Source organism: Enterococcus sp. E4-223 (assembly GCF_035727065.1).
Classification (GTDB): Bacteria; Bacillota; Bacilli; order Lactobacillales; family Enterococcaceae; genus Enterococcus_B; species Enterococcus_B faecium.
The window spans coordinates 46,677-63,863 of sequence record NZ_JAPMLH010000008.1 but is presented as its reverse complement, the minus strand read 5'-3'; the positions used below and the strand labels follow the sequence as shown (position 1 = coordinate 63,863).

General features: G+C 36.9%; 18 protein-coding genes and 1 pseudogene. All 19 read left to right on the top strand.

Annotated features, from left to right (window positions below; translation table 11 throughout):
* Positions 1–38: 38 nt before the first annotated feature.
* Positions 39–371 (top strand): hypothetical protein, encoded by a 333-nt coding sequence (locus OS139_RS11250; protein ID WP_002295656.1) that lies wholly within the window; start codon positions 39–41, stop codon positions 369–371.
* Entirely contained in the window at positions 372–965 is a 594-nt protein-coding gene (locus OS139_RS11245; RefSeq protein WP_002307538.1) for a hypothetical protein, read from the top strand. It begins immediately after the preceding gene.
* Positions 966–1,024: 59 nt separating this feature from the next.
* Positions 1,025–1,273 (top strand): hypothetical protein, encoded by a 249-nt coding sequence (locus OS139_RS11240; protein ID WP_002332281.1) that lies wholly within the window; start codon positions 1,025–1,027, stop codon positions 1,271–1,273.
* Positions 1,274–1,553: 280 nt separating this feature from the next.
* Positions 1,554–2,204 (top strand): hypothetical protein, encoded by a 651-nt coding sequence (locus tag OS139_RS11235; protein WP_325066927.1) that lies wholly within the window; start codon positions 1,554–1,556, stop codon positions 2,202–2,204.
* A 123-nt stretch (positions 2,205–2,327) separates the two neighbouring features.
* Complete coding sequence (locus tag OS139_RS11230; protein ID WP_002314417.1) at positions 2,328–2,501, top strand: hypothetical protein; 174 nt, start codon at positions 2,328–2,330, stop codon at positions 2,499–2,501.
* Positions 2,501–4,525, top strand: a complete 2,025-nt coding sequence (locus OS139_RS11225; protein WP_002314418.1) for a VirB4 family type IV secretion system protein — start codon at positions 2,501–2,503, stop codon at positions 4,523–4,525. Before OS139_RS11230 ends, OS139_RS11225 begins: the two co-directional genes overlap by 1 nt.
* A complete protein-coding gene (locus tag OS139_RS11220) occupies positions 4,525–5,730 on the top strand; it encodes a glucosaminidase domain-containing protein (RefSeq protein ID WP_002314419.1) in 1,206 nt (401 codons plus the stop codon). The genes OS139_RS11225 and OS139_RS11220 overlap by 1 nt, the downstream gene beginning before the upstream one ends.
* Positions 5,731–5,745: 15 nt before the next feature.
* A complete protein-coding gene (locus OS139_RS11215; protein ID WP_002330620.1) occupies positions 5,746–6,390 on the top strand; it encodes a hypothetical protein in 645 nt (214 codons plus the stop codon).
* Between the two features lie 10 nt (positions 6,391–6,400).
* The gene (locus OS139_RS11210) at positions 6,401–7,207 is read left to right on the top strand and encodes a hypothetical protein (protein WP_010728920.1); all 807 of its coding nucleotides are present in this window, start codon (positions 6,401–6,403) and stop codon (positions 7,205–7,207) included.
* Between the two features lie 22 nt (positions 7,208–7,229).
* A complete protein-coding gene (locus OS139_RS11205; protein WP_002295643.1) occupies positions 7,230–7,460 on the top strand; it encodes a hypothetical protein in 231 nt (76 codons plus the stop codon).
* 17 nt (positions 7,461–7,477) lie between these two features.
* A complete protein-coding gene (locus tag OS139_RS11200; RefSeq protein WP_002293512.1) occupies positions 7,478–7,621 on the top strand; it encodes a hypothetical protein in 144 nt (47 codons plus the stop codon).
* 385 nt (positions 7,622–8,006) lie between these two features.
* Complete coding sequence (locus tag OS139_RS11195; RefSeq protein WP_002325546.1) at positions 8,007–8,282, top strand: hypothetical protein; 276 nt, start codon at positions 8,007–8,009, stop codon at positions 8,280–8,282.
* A 41-nt stretch (positions 8,283–8,323) separates the two neighbouring features.
* Positions 8,324–8,746 (top strand): hypothetical protein, encoded by a 423-nt coding sequence (locus tag OS139_RS11190; protein WP_002302844.1) that lies wholly within the window; start codon positions 8,324–8,326, stop codon positions 8,744–8,746.
* A gap of 19 nt (positions 8,747–8,765) precedes the next feature.
* Positions 8,766–10,358, top strand: coding sequence for a MobP2 family relaxase (gene mobP2, locus OS139_RS11185; protein WP_033582043.1), 1,593 nt, complete (start codon positions 8,766–8,768; stop codon positions 10,356–10,358).
* A 20-nt stretch (positions 10,359–10,378) separates the two neighbouring features.
* The gene (locus tag OS139_RS11180) at positions 10,379–10,714 is read left to right on the top strand and encodes a hypothetical protein (protein WP_002310991.1); all 336 of its coding nucleotides are present in this window, start codon (positions 10,379–10,381) and stop codon (positions 10,712–10,714) included.
* A gap of 145 nt (positions 10,715–10,859) precedes the next feature.
* Positions 10,860–11,054, top strand: a complete 195-nt coding sequence (locus OS139_RS11175; RefSeq protein WP_002302840.1) for a hypothetical protein — start codon at positions 10,860–10,862, stop codon at positions 11,052–11,054.
* 12 nt (positions 11,055–11,066) lie between these two features.
* Positions 11,067–13,439 carry an ArdC-like ssDNA-binding domain-containing protein gene (locus OS139_RS11170; RefSeq protein ID WP_325066926.1) on the top strand — a complete coding sequence of 791 codons (2,373 nt, stop codon included), beginning with the start codon at positions 11,067–11,069 and terminating at the stop codon, positions 13,437–13,439.
* Positions 13,440–13,499: 60 nt separating this feature from the next.
* Complete coding sequence (locus tag OS139_RS11165; protein ID WP_325066925.1) at positions 13,500–14,960, top strand: toprim domain-containing protein; 1,461 nt, start codon at positions 13,500–13,502, stop codon at positions 14,958–14,960.
* 10 nt (positions 14,961–14,970) lie between these two features.
* Positions 14,971–17,174, top strand: a pseudogene (topB, locus tag OS139_RS11160) (DNA topoisomerase III).
* The last annotated feature ends 13 nt before the right edge of the window (positions 17,175–17,187 follow it).

Sequence of the window (17,187 nt, the reverse complement as noted above, 5' to 3'; positions counted from 1 at the left end):
TAGGCCTTTTTTCTATGTATGAAAAGGAGAAATCATTTATGGATAAATATATTAACATGAAAAATCCTCCAAGATTTAGTGGGGAATGGAAGTTTTTCGCCTTTTTCTTTTTAGATCTATTAACGCTTGGTGGTTGCTTTTTTTGGGCGAAAATAGTCAATAATCTTGTCCACTTACCACTCTTTTTTGCACTCTTGAATTATGGCTTATGGATTGCGATAGCTCTAGTGATTGTTTGGCGACCCTATAATAACCCAGGTCAACGCCAGATTTTTGCGATTATCGAATCTATTTTTTTTACGGACAAGAACCATTACCATGCCCTAGATCCTAACCGAAATTATCATGGTACGTATAAGGAGGATGAATAAATGCGAGTCAAAGGACAAAACTCTGTTGATAAGAAATCCATTTTTCAGTTTGGAAAACCAGAAGAACGATCGATCTTGGATTTATTTCCTTATAAATCCTGTACAGAAGAGGGGGTCTTAGTTACTAAAGAAGATCATTTTCAACGTTATTATCGTGTAGTTTCCACTGACGTGGAGGGATTAAATGAACAAGAGAAACTGGAACGAATGAATCAGTTGACCACCGTCATGCGTACGTATGTGCCAACAATTAAGTTAGTTAGTTTGACCACAGAAACGGATCTAACGGAGCAAATCGTACAAAAGCGGCAGTTATTAGATAAGAATCGTATGGAACAATCCTTAGGAAGAAATCTACAGCGATTAAGAAAATATGAAAAGAAATTAGTAGAGGAAATCCAGGAATTGAAACGAGCAGAACAGGAACGTCCTGACTTAAGCTTCTTTTTCATCATTGAAGGAAAGACAATCAAGGATTTACAAACCAGAAACCGTCAATTAATGCGATCCAGTGGCATTTTAGGGTTAAAACCGCTCTACAAAAAAGAATTGATCAAGATTCTTTATCGAATGAACAATATGAATGATGAGTAGTAGTTGACTGAATATAAAAATAACAACAATTATATGGATGTGATAAAATGGAGGAAAACATGTCAGATAAAATGAATAATAGCTATCATAACAAAGCAATGCCTAAAATTGAAAAAGGAATGTGGCAAGTAGAGGATCATACACAAGGTGAAGAATGTGTGGAGGAATTGATGTTTATGATGAAAGATAAATATCATGAATTTTCTTTAGGATTATCAACTGTTTTAAAGTGTTTAGCAATTGCAGAAAAAGAAGGGTATGTTCCGCCTTTGTCAGATGATTGGTGGCTTCAAATTCGTCAAATTTGATGGGAAAGGGAGATCGAATGGATTCTTTTAAAACTAAAGTAGGATTTAGTAAAGTGTATAGGATAACGCCTGCTAACTATGAAAAACAAACAAAAAAAGAAGACCGTACGTACTAGAAAGAGAAGGAAGGGATTCTTATTATGCCGTTTGTCCGGAGTGCGATAATCCAATTCAAATTATTGGATTATATAAAGAAACACGGGAATCTGGAAGAAAACCATATGGCAAGCATCATAAAGGTACAATTCCATATTTAGCTAAGTATTCAGAAGAAGACTATTTGGAATGTCCATTTTCTAACTCTAAGTGGAAAAAAACGTCTGGAAGAAGAAGTACAAGTAGCCCACTAGCAAATCGTATTCTTTTAACATTAGAAGAACAGTTTGATCGTATTATTTATATATTAAAAAAACAAACTGGTCTTCTTATCAACAAAAAATTAGCAAAAGAGATGCTTATCACTTACTTAAAAAACGAAGGGTGGTTATACAAGGAAGCAACTTTAAACAATCTTCCATGGATTTTTGGACAATGTAGTCCTGCGATTCCTCTATTTGGAAGGATGATTCAAAAAAATAGTGAGCTTCATCAGGTAATTCAAGAAAATTGTCCAGAAGTTCAATTCGTACCTGCATCTTTTTCTTCTGATTACGTTCAAATAAAGAATCAGGAAGGAATGTTTGTTACACTGTATTTTACCTTTTTAAACCACGAAACATGCGTTGTAGAAGAAGAAATACATGAAACGATGGATTTTTTAGTTTTTAGAGAGAATCGATTGGAAGAAGATGACATAATATTCAGTAAAACTTTGCCTATTGAATCAGTGTACTTTTCAAATTTAGCTTCATCTAAAAAATATGAAGACAATCGAAATCAAGAGTTATTAAAATTGGCAAAGAATATGATTCATTTGTATATCTCAAAATAAATAATCACTCGTAAAAAGAAGTCAGCGAAGTCTATTTTAAATAGGCTTCTTTTTTATTGATTTAGGCGTTCATTGCCCAGCCTATTTAGATAGGTGATGAATAAGAATGGAGGAAGCAAGTAGATGAATAATCATTTTCAATGGTTAGATGTAATAGACTGTAAATTTAGTGGGGGAGTAGTCGATTCAAAAGAAGAATTGGATAAAAAATATCCACACGTATTCATTCTAGGCAAATTAGGAAGAGGAAACACTGTGAATTTAAGAATGAATCCATCCAAACGAGGTGAACGTTGATGCTAGAGACAATCAAATCAGTTTTTGCACCACAGGATAATCAAAAGGTACTTGATCCGTTAAAACAACTAGGAAATCGGGAAATCGAAATTTTAAAATCCAAAGGGTATGATTTAGATTTTTTAAAACAAGTGATGCCACAAGGTGGATTAAATTTCGATGAAGAGTATGTGACCTATGGAAATGGTTATTCACGGTGTGTGACAGTTTATCACTACACAAAAAATCCTACTCTTTTTTGGTTGGCCAATCTCATGAACAATCCTCATACAGTGGCCACACTCGATGTTAGCACAGATGAAAAGCAAAAAGTGATTGATCAAATCAATCGCGCATTAGATGAATTAAATGATCGATCAGATAATGAACGAAAAGCGACTGACCGAAATAAAAGCGCGGAAGAATACCTGGAACTAGCGGAATATGCCCGAAAATTGACTTCTAATGGGGAAATTTCTAAACAAGTCAAAGTGAGAGTACATGTTTACGGAAACACGATTCAAGAAGTAGATGAACGAGCGCAGGAACTGATCGAAAATCTCAAAGGGATGGATTATCGTGCGGTGACTTATCTGCATAAAACCAAACGAGATTGGCAATCGATGTTTACCATGTTCGATGAACAAGCTGAATGGTTCGGAAATATCAAAGGGCAATCACTACCATCGTTAAACATTGGCGGAGGTTTCCCGTTCCACCACCAAACGCTAAAAGATCCAGGAGGTACACAATATGGGGAAACCATGACAGGCGGCCCATTTGTCTGGAATGCGACGTATAAAAATAGTGTACGGTTGTCTACTAATACCTTGCTTCTAGGAATGATGGGAGCTGGTAAATCGACCGTTCTTAAAATGATCGCGGAAGCCCATTTAGCTGCAGGAGACTTTATTTGGGGCTTTGAAAAGGGAAAAGACTTTATTCCTTTCTTAAAGGAATATAACGGTATTATGGTGCGCTTAGACGGATCTGACGGGATGATCAATCCTTTAGAAATATTTGCCACACGGACGTATGATGAAGCATCCAGTTTATATGACGATGGATCAGTCAAAGATTTGAAGATCAATGAAGCAGCGTCCTATCAAACACACTTAGACAAAGTGGTCTATCAGGTACAGTTAGTGAGTCCTCAGCTAAAAGGAACGATGAAAGCAGAATTTAAGACCTACTTAAATCGTTTTTATGAAGAGTATGGAACAGTACCACGCGGCTTTACTTCCTCAAATTCGCGTTCAAATACGGAGACGCAAGTCACAGGGAAAGATCCAGAAGCTTATCCGACGTTCAAAGAATTTTTAGACTTTTTAGGACAACTGGAATTACCAGGTGCTTCCCAAGAGAAAAAGAATCGAAAAGAAGAAATGGAATCCATCGTAGAATCCTTATGTGAGACGTATGGCATGATTTTTGATGGTCACAGTACGATTCGACACCTTGACCAACAACAGTTGGTCTTTTTTGACATTGACTCTATTACAGGTTTAGATCGTGGGGTACAACAATGTCAGATGTACATGGCTATGACGTTGATTTGGAATCAGGCATTGATTCAAGGAAGAAGACAACGACGTTTAATTAAAGAAAAACAAATGGAAGAACAAGACTTCAAACGCTTCTTGGCGATGATTGATGAGTGCCATAATGCGATTAATCCAGATTTTATTGAAACGGTAAATTATGTCACAAACTTTCAACGAGAAATGCGTAAAGTAGAAGCAATGACTGTTTTAGCTACACAATCCCCACAAGAAATGGTGCCAGAAAATATGTCTTCTGATAACTTCTCGAAACTGAAGAAAGTCTTTGAATTTTCTTCTACGAAGATCTTTATGCGTATGGATGAATCTATTTTACGTCATATAGAAGGATTAGTTGGTAAATCAATGACGAACTCAGAATTAGAATCCATTCCTCAACAAAATCAAGGAGACGCTGTGATCAATTTTGGCTCAAAAGAAACCATTCGTGTTCATTTTAGTCCGAACAAACGTCAATTAAAATTGTTTGATGGAGGAAAATAATGGAAAACCAAAATGAAAGTTTAATCAAGCAGTATGTTAAGCGTCGTGCAAAGCGACGCTTATTTTTGTGGTTGTTTGGTACTTCTGCAGGTTTGATTACTATTTTGATTACTGTGTTCGTGACCCTTTTTCTAATACTTGCGGCGGGTTCGATTGATAATTCTGATTCAGATTCAAGTAGTGGTGGCGAAGCTTTTACAGGAGAATATTCGGAAGGATTACCCATTTATAAAGAAATCAAAGGAAGAGGCCCTTTTTCTGATGAGATTGCGCAATATGCTGTAGGTGCAGCAGTGAAATATAAATTATTACCAAGTGTGATTCTTTCGCAATACGGTTATGAATCAGCGTTTGGTACGTCGGCGTCCGCAAGAAATGATCTCAACTATTTTGGGATTACTTGGTTTGATGGTTGTTTGTTTCCTAAAGGAACTGCACGAGGAATTGGTGGCATTGAAGGGGGCTGGTACATGAAGTTTCCCAACTCAAAAGCTGCATTCTCCTATTACGGCTTTATGGTAGCCACACAATCAAATTTTAATGCATGTGTAGGAAATAAAAGCCCTGGCGCAAGCTTATTGATCTTAGGACGAGGTGGTTATGCCGCTGCAGGAATTACTGAAGATAGTCCGTATTATACAGGTTGTATGTCAATTATCACTTCTAATAAATTAACCGAATATGATGAATTCGCGATGAAACATTGGGGTGAAGGTGGTAATGATAATGGCACAATTACTGGTGAATGGACGAATCCATTCCCTGGCAGCAGTTTAGATAAAAGTTCCTTCAGCGGTGGTCAATTATTTGGAACGAATCCAGGCGGTGAATTCCGTCCGAATGGCTTCCATGATGGATTAGACTTTGGTTCAGTTGATCATCCAGGAAGTGAGATTCATGCGGTTCATGGTGGAAAAGTCGTGTACGTTGGAAATCCTGGTATTTCAGGTTTAGGCGCATGTGTGATCGTGATCAATTACGATGGCTTGAATATGGTGTATCAAGAATTTGCGAATAGTACAGGAAATTCTCGTGTGAAAGTAGGCGATCAAGTGAAAGTTGGTCAAGTAATCGGGATACGAGATACAGCACACTTGCATTTAGGCTTCACTCGAATGGATTGGCGTCAAGCACAAGGACACGCATTCACAGATGATGGTACATGGATCGATCCATTACCATTTTTGAATAGCAGCAAAAAATAGATCAGGAGAAAAAATATGGAAAATAAAACTTTAAAAATCGTCTTAACAGCTGCAATTAGCGTTAGTTTAATCGGCAATATCGCGTTGTTTTGGCAGCTGAAAGAGGAACAAGCGACAAATACCTATAAAATTGAAGAAGTGGCTAAAAACGCGTCTGAGAAGCTCAAAAAAAATTCCTCTTCAGCGCAGGCAAAGATCGACAAGTTAAATCAAACCATCAATGAGAAAAACCAAGAAATCGATCAGCTGAAGCAACAAGATGGCACAAAAGCAAAAGAGGAAGTCACTGAAGCACAAAGAAAGACGGCAGAAGAGTTCGGTCAATTGGCCATTGATAAATCATTAAGCAGAAATGAATTAACGGAAAAACTAAAAGATGTCGCAACCCAAGAAGTGATCGACAAATTAAGTCCTGCAGACGATGATCACCAACATGATGATTACGGAAGTTACTCTTTTACATTAGGTGACGTGCAAACTTACGCTCAAACAAGCAGTGTAAAAGAGGAACAAAATTTTGTGGTATTTGTTGATTATACAATCGGCAATCCTCAATTTAAAGATGTCAAACCGCAAAAAATAAAAGGTGGATTAACTGTCACTGAAAAACAAGTAGATGGTCAATGGAAAGTCACAGACTTTAGTTATTTCACTCGTTAGGAGGAAGAAAATGAGTAAGAAAAAAGGAGCAAGACAACGTTTCAAAAAACGAAAAAGTTATCTTAGATGGCTGGGAATCTTTATGATTCTCGGCTTTTTGATTCTTGCTAGTCCGATTTACACACATAAAAAGGTAGACATACCAGATGAAGTAAGCACGAACGCATTTTTAAACACGAAGGAACTGACGATGGTTTCAAAAGAAAAAGGAGCGAACCAGCAATTAGTTTTTGAATTTGCGATTGACGATGAAGATCAAAGCTCATTAAAAGAACTGGCTAATCTTAATTATCGCGTAGAAGTAAAGACAGCTAAAGGAGATTATCAAGCAATAAAAGCCAAAGTGATTAAGGTGTCTAATGATTATTTTGCAGTGAAGCTATCGCATGTACCAGAAGAATATATTGCCATGCGTTTAACCATTATTCCTGAAAAAATTGATCCAAAAGTGGATATGCAAGAACCACAAGATCTGATTTATTACGTTCACGAAGATAAGGTTAAAGATCAAGTGAAAGATGAAGATTATGAACAACATGCGATGAATTACAAAGTGAAAGGATACAAGAAAGAACAAAAAGCAGCACAAAAACAAATTGAATCCTTCCAAGCAACCATTGATTTGAATGAAGAATTAGTGAAGAAACTAAAAGATCAATTGCCTTATCAAGTTGCAGACGATCAGGAAAATACTGAAAATAAGATTAATAGTTACCAGCAAGAAATTGAAACATCGAAAACGCAAATGAAAGATCAAGAAGAGATCATTCAAAAACTTCAAGAAAAAATTGATCGTATGACAAAAGAAAATATTTAGAAGAATAGGTGGAGTAAAAGAAATGAAGCGAGCGAACTTGGTCGGCAAAGATACTTTCGCTGAGCAGAAAGTATTGATTAAAGCCTATCTCAAAGTTGTAAAAGCTAAAGAAATATGTCAAGAAGTGCATTTATCTAACACAACAATATCTGAGTTGAAGAATGGTAGAAAGAGTTTAGATACCTTAAAATTCAGATCATTTGAAGCTTTGTATTTAGCTGCTAAAAAATATTTTACGGCTGAAAGAAAATAAAAACAGGAGGATTTTATGTGAAAAAAGTATATCAAAAATGTTTATGGATCAGCTATATCACCTTAGGTATAGCTGTTAAAGAGATGGGAGAAAACATTAACCACGATTCTAACACAAACATCAAGCACATAAAACATTTAACACTCCTCCTTTCTGGCTGAAGATTTCAACCAAACAGGAAGACAGCGTATCAATTATAGCATACACTTTTTCTTAAATTCATTTTTCATATGACAAAATATTTCCTTCTAATCGACAAAGTTAGAAGGATTTTTTATTGTCTAAATACACAAATAACCTTAATTTTTAAAGAGCATAAGGAAACGTGATATCACTTTCTCACGAAAGGTGTTAGGTAGGCTGTGCCTACCACGTTTCTAAGAAAGATAAATGATATCAAAATTTTGGATTTGTGTGTAGATTTGTGGGTAGGATGAAAGCGAATGCGGGCAGTAAAATAAGCGTTTGTGTGTAGCAAAATCAAAAAATGTGTAGGGATATGTGTAGCTACACATATCCCTACACATAATAAATTTGGAGGAAAATATGGACTTATTAATTAGAAATATTGAAGAAAAGTATATTAATAAAATTGACAAACGTTGTGAAGAACTTACGGTCAAGACTGGCAAAAAATGGAGTCGAAATCAATACCTAAAAGTTTTGATCGAAAATGATTTTGATCACGCTCTTCTGAATTATAAAAAAGACCAATTTGATCGGTTGTTAGAAAAATTTGTGGATATTCAAACTTATAATACGAAAACTTTAGAAGAATATATTGCAACAAATAATCAATTAATTGGTTTGTTAATTGAATAATAAAAATAGTATTGTGAATTTATAAAAGGAGGAAATCAATTTTGGCAAAAGCAACAAGAAAACATGTATATCTTTACGATATGCATATCGAAGTACTTGATGAAATAATTTCTACTCATGAAGATATATCTAATTATAGTGAAGCAGTCAGACATTTGTGTATGATGTATGATCCAAAAATCGAAGAAAAAATAAATCCAATTCAAATTAAATTGAATGCAATGGGAAAAGAAATTTCTATATTAACCGAAATGGTTTCAGAGTTTGCGGATCTTCATTTGAAAGATACAGGAATACTAATTGGTACAAATTCAACTGTCTATCAAGAAGCAAAAGAGCGTGTGGAAGGGAAAATAAAAGCGAATCAAACGAAAAAGTATTCTCCTAAGATCAAGAAACCAATAAATGAATCTGTTCATGCCAGAGTAGACCCGTTTGATCCAACAAAGTTTTTAAAAAGATAAAAAGTAGAAGGGGAACATGATGAATAAATCGCCTGCAGTCATTCTCACTTGTCAATTTACCTTGCCCAATAAAAAATCTTTTTCAACATACATTGATTATATGACAAGAGAAAAAGCGCTGGAAGAAAAGGAACGACGCACGCCGGACGAAGAACAGGAACTGCAACGAATCAAGAATGCTTTAGAGGATTTTTATATTCCTGAAGGAGAAACTTTTTCGGAGAGTAAGACGGATAAAGAATTCAGTGAAACGTCGAATGAAGCTCAATCGTTGATGGAACATGGAATCAATTTTGACAAGTTAGAGGAACAAGATTTTACCAAATATCTTTCTTATATGACCCGTCACTATGCGTTAGAACAAAAGAAAGAACTGACGCAAAGGGAACAAAAAGAATACCAACGGTTGAACCAAGCAATGAAAAAATATCAAACAGAGCCACATAAAAAAGCTTCAGGAAATCTTCCTGGAGTTTTTTCTATGGCTTCAGACGAAGTGAAAGGAAGTGATCTGAAGGAGATCAAACAAATCTTCCAAAGAGGACAACAAAAAGGCTCAATCATTTATCAAGATGTTGTCTCTCACGACAATTCGTATCTTGAAAAAATGGGCTTGTACGATCCCAAAACAGATACCTTAGATGAAGAAGGATTAAAAGCAGCTGGAAGAAAAATGATGGAGACATTATTCGAGAAAGAACAATTGAATGAAACAGGTTACTGGATGGCAACGATTCACCGTAACACTAAGCATATCCATATTCATTTTGCAGTTGTTGAAAAAGAAAATACGCGTAAACCTTACACGGAGGTTGAAAATGGTGTGAGTTATATCGTACCGAAAGGTAAGAGAAGACAAGCAACATTAGACGCAATGAAGACCAATTATGTACATGAGTTAGAACGTTTTTCTTATGAAAAGGATCGAATGATTGGTATGGAGAAACGAAATTTATTGACGCGGAAAAGTGATTTGCGTAACACCTTAACAAAAGTGGTAAAAGAGCCAGCGCGTTACGATCGACACGCAATGAACTTATTAAATGAAGTATATAAAACCCTACCTGACAAACGTTCGGAATGGCATTATGGGGATGAAAAACGAACCAAACTTTCACCATACACAAGAGAGAAACTCGATGGGTTAACCAAATATGTGTTAACAAAAGAACCTGAATATCAAGAATATATACAGATTTCAAAATCATTGAAAGAAGAAGCAAAAAGTCTTTATGGGGAAAGCAAGAGAGAATCAAAGGATGCAGAAAAAAATGCTCTCTTTGATTTGAAGAAGCGCACAGGAAATGCCATTCTAACAGAACTGAAGAAACAGGATAGTCAAATAAAACCTTTAATAGAAAGTATGGATCAGATGCAATCTATTTACAATGAACGATCCTTTCGAACGCTTAAACAGTTACCAACGAATGAATACAAATATAGTTACGAAGAATTCATGAAGCGCAGGAAACAATTCCAACAAAGAGTTGTCACGCAACGGAGTTTGCGTCAATTAAATCGAACGATTAATGCCCATGAAGAAAAATACCACGCAAGTAAAGCCTACGAAGAGCAACAACGAAGAATTCAAATGGAACAAGAAAGACAGTAAAGACAGTAGGAGGAATAGCAATGAAACAATATTTAGATCAATGGAAAGTTATAGAAGGATCATTAAGAGAAGAACGAATCGAACAACTTCCCGATTGTTTAGAAAAAGAGCATTTGTTTCAGATAAGAGAAATGTTGAGAAACGAACAGTTTGATCCAAATCAATTTTTAGTCGTTGAGTACCCAGCTACTGGTGTGTACTGTTGTAATCATGTGAAGGGTGAAAAATATTTTATCATTCAAGAATATGAGGGCAAGTTAGCGCCTTATTATACTACTTGGGAAATGAATGAAGAGGGGATCAATAACTTCCCGTGTAAAAGCATTGAAGAGTCTATTTCACTCACAGAATGTTAGTTGTTAAGTGAATAAAAGAAGTAAAAGAGTCCTGAACGTAATTGTCCAGGACTCTTTTTTTCAATGAATTGTTTTCCGCCAATTCAATGAGTGGTGCGATTTGCGACTACATTATATCAAAAGAAAGAGAAGGGAGGAAGAAGAAATGGCTTATTCAACGATTGGAGTTGTTGTTGAAAAAAGCAGAGACAATCTCGTTTTTGTGACAGAAATTCAAACGGGCAGAGCTTTTGTCGTCACAGACAAAGCGGCAAAAGCGTATCAAAGTGGCGATATTTTAACGTTAAATCTGACTACGAAGACGTTCGTCGATGCGGCAGAAGATTATCCATTTGTTTAGGAGGAAACGGACATGGCAGAAGAAAAAGAACCACTAGACAATAGTCGTTTGGGAAAATCCAAAAGAAAATTAGTACGATTGCAAAATGAATTAAATGATCAAATCGAAAAGATGTTTGAACACCAAAAAAAGACCAACGGTCAACCAATGAACGATAAGAGAAACGGGCATTCTTGGTTTAGGCAACAAGAACGAATCGAAAATAAAGTCCAAAGTCTGAGAGAAGAGATCAAGCAACAAGAAAAACAGGTAGAAAAACTTGAAAGACAAGAAGAGCTAAAGGAAATTGGTTATAACAAGTACGGTGGCCTGGATATGACGATCGAAAATATTCCAAGAATCAAAGAAGAAATCGAACGCTTTGAAAAAGGTGAATCGACTTTTTCAGCTGCCACGATCCGAAAACACCAACGAAAATTGGAAACATTAGAACAGCTGAAAGAAAAATCAGAGAAAGGAAAAGAAAATATTCTTCCTGAAGTACAAGCGATCATTGACAGCGGACGAGTGACGCAATGGAAAAAGAATCCAACTATCTATTTTCTGAAAGGCTATCGAAAAGTCGCTTTAGAACTCAATGAAAACGGGGGATTTGAGGAATCTAAAAAATACCAAGCCACGTCGGAAGAAGAAAAGGCAGCTGTTCGTGAATTACTTGAAGAAGCTACACCTACTGATTCTGTGAAGGAGAAAGAAACCGATCATTTCTATCGAGTAGAATTCAACGAAAATGATCCAGCAAAAGGGTTGAAAAGTTATGGTGGGGAGATCGTAACACTAGAATTGATCGATCAACTCAAAACACTGGATAACCAATTCGCCGCAGAAGCAGGCTATTATAAATTCTATTTTGAAGAAGTGAAGAATGGAGAAGTAGTAGATCAGATACGAATGGATCTAGGGGATGGCGTCAATAGTAATCACCCCATCTATTTAGAGTTAGCTAGATTGTGCGAACAAGTACCTGAGAAGGAACAAAAACAAACAGTCAAAAATGAACCTATTTCAAAAGTACAAAATGAGATTAAAGAGACAAAAACAAAACAAAAGGGTTATCAAAAACGAACGGCAGAAGAGATTAAGCAAGAAGTCAAATCACTTTCCCAACAGGCGCTTGATGCGGTGAAAAAGCATACTCATTCACCTGAAGACGTCAAAGAACTTTTGAATTTTATGTCTCGTTTTCCAGAACGATCCTTTAGAAATCAATTATTGATCGAGGAACAATTTCCAGGCGCAACGGCTTGTTTAGGTCGTGCCGCGTTGAAAAAAGAAGGAATCTATATCAAAAAAGGGGAACAAGGGAACAAGATCTTTGTCAGAAAAACGGTCAAAGGATTTTATGAGAAAGGACGTGGCTTTGTTCGAGAAACAGAGGCTACACCAGAAGATAAAAAACGAATCGAAAGTGGTCAAATCGAAGTGATCAAAAAACCTTACTACACGATTGAAAAAGTGTTTGATATCACACAAACACAATTGAAGCCTGAAGACTATCCGAAAATCTTCCCGAACCGCGTCTTTGATTTTCAATTGGATCAAACAGGGCATACAGAACTTCAAGTTGGGATTCAAGCGGTAGCCAAAAATATTGGAATTCAAATTCGAGATATGACAGAAAGTGAAGTCTATCAAAGAGAATTAGGACAAGCACGTGGGGCGTACGTTCGTAACGAATTTACTGGCGAAGAAGAAATCGTCATGAATACTCGAAATACTCCTACGCAGCATTTAGCCACAAGTATTCACGAATTAGCCCATGCTAGAATGCACAAATTTTCAGAATTAGATACTGCAACAAAAGAACTACAGGCAGAAATGACCTCCTATATTGTGTGCAAGCATTTTGGGATGGACACCTCGGAGAAAGCTATTCCTTATATTGCGACATGGACGAAGAATGGTCAGACGTTGGATGATAAGGAAGCTGCGGAACGTGGGAAAATCATGAATGATGTCAGTCGTGTCGCAAATGAATTCATTCAAACCATTTCTAATGAAATCAATCAATACAGAGAAAGAGAACCAGAGATCCAGCCAGCAGAAGTGAAGCAGGATGAGAAAAATGTTGTAGAAACAGCAGAACAAAAGAATATTGTGCCCGTTGGCTCACTTTGGATCGACAAGAAAGACGGGAAAGTCCTGGAAGAAGACACGGGCCGAACGTTACATTTGAAGGATGCGGCGTTTATTGAAGATCCGCAGCATAATCAAGTGATTTTAAAAGGAAAAAGTTATGGAAAAGAGATTCAAACGGCGTTACCTTCAGAAGAATTTGCGCTAGGAAATCCATTCCGATTTTCACTTGAAACAGTGTCAGAAGTGGCCAAACGAAAAAATGAAATCTATTATGAACAACAATTGTCACAAAAAGAACGCGTATAAAACAAGTAAAAAAGACTATCTGAAAAACGGATAGTCTTTTTTCTTTTGGGAGGTTTGAAAATGACAGAGAAAAAAATGAGTCTTATTGATCGATGTAAACAGATCGATATAGTGGATTTTGCTCGAAACAATGGAATGGCTGTAGTCAATAAAGGACAAGACTATCGCTTAGAAGACCATGATTCTTTTGTTTTTGATCGAAGAAAACAACGTTTTTATTGGAATAGTCAAAATATTAGTGGCGACATTATTGAATTAGCTAAACTTTTTTTCATAGACAAAGATATCCAAGACCCTAAGCAACAATTTAAAGCAGCCACTGATTTTATTCTAAAGAATGAAGACAAAACAGAACGAGTGGAAAATCTTCATTTTGAGACAGAAAAGTACAAAGATCACCCCGTTGATTATCAACCACTCACAGAAAAAGGAAGGAATTATCTGAAGGAAGGACGAAAACTACCAGAGTGGCTGATTGATTATGCAGAAAAAGAAGGGTTGATTGCCGAACTAAAGCCAAAACATGAACGGCAAAATTTCTTAGTTCGAGACGATCGTTTAGATCATGAGGTTGCCTTTTTATGGAAAGATCCACAGACAAAAGAGACAGTAGGGGCGAGTTATCAAGGAACGTTCATTGATTATGAACGTTTTGGTGAGAGAGGCACATATAAGCATATAGATAAAAATTCGACAGCGAATCATGGCTTTAACCTAAAGATCGGTGACCCTAAGCAGTTAAAATTTTTTGAGAGTAGTATTGATTTACTTAGCTATGCTGCACTGAATCGTGATCAGTTAAACGATACGTGGTTAGTCTCTATGGAAGGGTTAAAACACCATGTGATCAGTCATTATTTTGGTGAGGCAGTATCTGAATTGAGAAAGAAACAAGCCTTTCCTCAATCCATCGAGATTTGTGTGGATAATGACCGTGCAGGACATATTTTCTACGAAAAAGAACAATTAATGGGCGCAGTCGATCCATTTACGAATCAGAAAGTACGTTGTGAACGAGGAATCGCTAATGATTGGCAAGTGCCAAAAGAATACAAAATCATTTATGAAGAAGTCGCAAAAGAAGAAAAGGTCACACCAGAAGCTATTATGGCCATACACAAGACAGAGAACAATCTGCAATTAACAAACCAGCTGGTTTCCGCTCACAAAGTAAATACGTCTTTTGGTCAGCAGCTTTCTGTTAACGATTCAATAGAAGCTATTAATTTGAAAGATATTTGTAGAGAAGTCGCAAAAGAATTAAAAGGTTGTGAACGCGTGGATGGTACGTACGATTTTGATCGTTTTTATCAAGAAAAAGGGGATATTAATGCTCAGATTCTTTTCTCTTATAAAGCAGAACAATACTACAAAGGCTATAAAAATCATGAACATGAATTTGTACCTGAAGTAAAAAAGGATTGGAATGATCAATTGAAGCATGAAATCCACCAACAAGAGATCAGAAAGCAAAAACGTGCGATGTTGTTTCAACAAGGCAAACAACAAGAAAGGGAGTGAAATCGTCATGATGAAAACCGTTATTTTAGCAGAAAAGCCGTCACAAGCGAAAGCTTATGCCGATAGCTTCTCTAAAGCCACCCGAAAAGACGGGTATTTTGAAATCCAAGATAGATTGTTTCCTGGTGAAACTGTGATCACGTATGGTTTTGGTCATTTAGTCGAGTTAGATTCGCCCGATATGTACGATGAAAATTGGAAACAATGGTCATTAGGGCATTTGCCTATTTTCCCTACACATTATCACTATCATGTTCCTAAAGATAAGAAAAAGCAATTCAAGGTGGTGAAACAGCAACTTCAATCGGCCGACACCATTATTATTGCGACAGATAGCGATCGTGAAGGGGAACTGATAGCTTGGACGATCATTCAACAAGCAGGCGCCGATCATGGAAAGATATTTAAAAGACTTTGGATCAACTCCTTAGAAAAAGAAGCCATTTATCAGGGATTCCAGCAATTACGAGACGCAGAAGAGACCTATCCCAAATTTGAAGAAGCACAAGCACGCCAGATCGCTGATTGGTTGATCGGCATGAACGGCAGCCCACTGTATAGTTTACTCTTGCAGCAAAAAGGCATACCAGGAAGTTTTTCCTTAGGCAGAGTCCAAACCCCAACGCTTTACATGATTTATCAGCTGCAGGAAAAGATTAGAAACTTCCAAAAAGAGCCTTATTTTGAAGGAAAAGCCCAAGTAATCGCTCAAAATGGCGCATTTGATGCGAAGCTTGATCCGAATGAAACCCAAGCGACGCAAGAAGCATTTGAAGATTATTTAAAAGAAAAGGGGGTTCAATTGGGAAAACAGCCAGGTACGATCCACCAAGTTGAAACCGAGAAAAAAAGTGCGGCAAGTCCACGTCTTTTTTCTCTATCCAGCCTTCAGTCTAAAATGAATCAGCTCATGAAAGCTAGTGCCAAAGATACTTTGGAATCCATGCAAGGGTTGTATGAAGGGAAATATCTAAGCTACCCACGAACAGATACCCCTTATATTACAGAAGGGGAATATGCGTATCTGTTGGATCACTTAGACGAATACAAACACTTTTTAAAGGCCGAAGCCATTCCTACTCCTATTCATACACCGAATAGTCGATATGTGAATAATAAGAAAGTCCAGGAACATTACGCGATCATTCCTACAAAAACGGTCATGACGGCAGCGGCTTTTGAACAATTAAGTCCACTGCAGCAGGCCATTTATGAACAAGTGTTAAAAACAACGGTGGCCATGTTTGCGGAAAAATATACCTATGAAGAAACAACGATCTTGACGCAAGTTCAGCAGCTCAGTTAAAAGCAATCGGAAAAGTGCCGGTAGATCTAGGTTGGAAGAAGTTATTTGGAAAAGAGAGCGACGGAAAAGAGAAGGAAGAAGATCCGCTACTTCCTAAAGTGACAAAAGGAGAAATGGTGACGGTAGATCTACAAGTCCTTGAAAAAGAAACCAAGCCACCACAACCTTATACCGAAGGTACGTTGATCACTGCGATGAAAACAGCTGGGAAAACCGTGGATAGTGAAGAAGCGCAATCCATATTGAAAGAAGTAGAAGGAATCGGTACAGAAGCGACACGGGCAAATATTATTGAAATCTTGAAACAAAAGGAATATATCAAGGTAGAGAAAAATAAGCTCGTGGTGACGAATAAAGGGATTTTGCTTTGCCAAGCCGTGGAAAAAGAGCCGCTGCTTACGAGCGCCGAAATGACCGCCAAATGGGAAAGCTACTTATTAAAGATTGGAGAACGAAAAGGAACACAAACCACTTTTCTAGCTAATATCCAAAAATTTGTCTCTCACTTATTGGAAGTCGTACCAGGGCAAATCCAATCCACTGATTTTGGATCGACGTTACAAGAAGTGAAAGCAGCCAGTGAAAAGCAAGAAGCCGCGCGTCATTTAGGAATTTGTCCAAAATGCCAGGAACAAGAAGTCATACTTTATCAAAAGGTGGCAGCATGTACGTCTGAAGTCTGTGATTTTAAATTATGGACAACGATTGCCAAAAAGAAACTCACAGCGACACAGCTGAAGGAGATTATTCAAAACAGCCGAACAAGCCAACCAGTGAAAGGGTTAAAAGGTCAGAAGGGTTCGTTTGAAGCAACGATTGTTTTAAAAGAAGACTTCACTACAGGCTTTGAATTTTCTGAAAAGAAAAAAACGAACTTCAAGAAAAGAACACGACGCACTACAAAATAATGGAGGGTTAATC

Bases quoted from the DNA above. Each gene is read 5' to 3' on its own strand.
- OS139_RS11250 (WP_002295656.1), top strand. From the start codon at position 39: ATGGATAAATATATTAACATGAAAAATCCTCCAAGATTTAGTGGGGAA.
- OS139_RS11245 (WP_002307538.1), top strand. From the start codon at position 372: ATGCGAGTCAAAGGACAAAACTCTGTTGATAAGAAATCCATTTTTCAG.
- OS139_RS11240 (WP_002332281.1), top strand. From the start codon at position 1,025: ATGTCAGATAAAATGAATAATAGCTATCATAACAAAGCAATGCCTAAA.
- OS139_RS11230 (WP_002314417.1), top strand. From the start codon at position 2,328: ATGAATAATCATTTTCAATGGTTAGATGTAATAGACTGTAAATTTAGT.
- OS139_RS11225 (WP_002314418.1), top strand. From the start codon at position 2,501: ATGCTAGAGACAATCAAATCAGTTTTTGCACCACAGGATAATCAAAAG.
- OS139_RS11220 (WP_002314419.1), top strand. From the start codon at position 4,525: ATGGAAAACCAAAATGAAAGTTTAATCAAGCAGTATGTTAAGCGTCGT.
- OS139_RS11215 (WP_002330620.1), top strand. From the start codon at position 5,746: ATGGAAAATAAAACTTTAAAAATCGTCTTAACAGCTGCAATTAGCGTT.
- OS139_RS11210 (WP_010728920.1), top strand. From the start codon at position 6,401: ATGAGTAAGAAAAAAGGAGCAAGACAACGTTTCAAAAAACGAAAAAGT.
- OS139_RS11205 (WP_002295643.1), top strand. From the start codon at position 7,230: ATGAAGCGAGCGAACTTGGTCGGCAAAGATACTTTCGCTGAGCAGAAA.
- OS139_RS11195 (WP_002325546.1), top strand. From the start codon at position 8,007: ATGGACTTATTAATTAGAAATATTGAAGAAAAGTATATTAATAAAATT.
- mobP2 (WP_033582043.1), top strand. From the start codon at position 8,766: ATGAATAAATCGCCTGCAGTCATTCTCACTTGTCAATTTACCTTGCCC.
- OS139_RS11180 (WP_002310991.1), top strand. From the start codon at position 10,379: ATGAAACAATATTTAGATCAATGGAAAGTTATAGAAGGATCATTAAGA.
- OS139_RS11175 (WP_002302840.1), top strand. From the start codon at position 10,860: ATGGCTTATTCAACGATTGGAGTTGTTGTTGAAAAAAGCAGAGACAAT.
- OS139_RS11170 (WP_325066926.1), top strand. From the start codon at position 11,067: ATGGCAGAAGAAAAAGAACCACTAGACAATAGTCGTTTGGGAAAATCC.
- OS139_RS11165 (WP_325066925.1), top strand. From the start codon at position 13,500: ATGACAGAGAAAAAAATGAGTCTTATTGATCGATGTAAACAGATCGAT.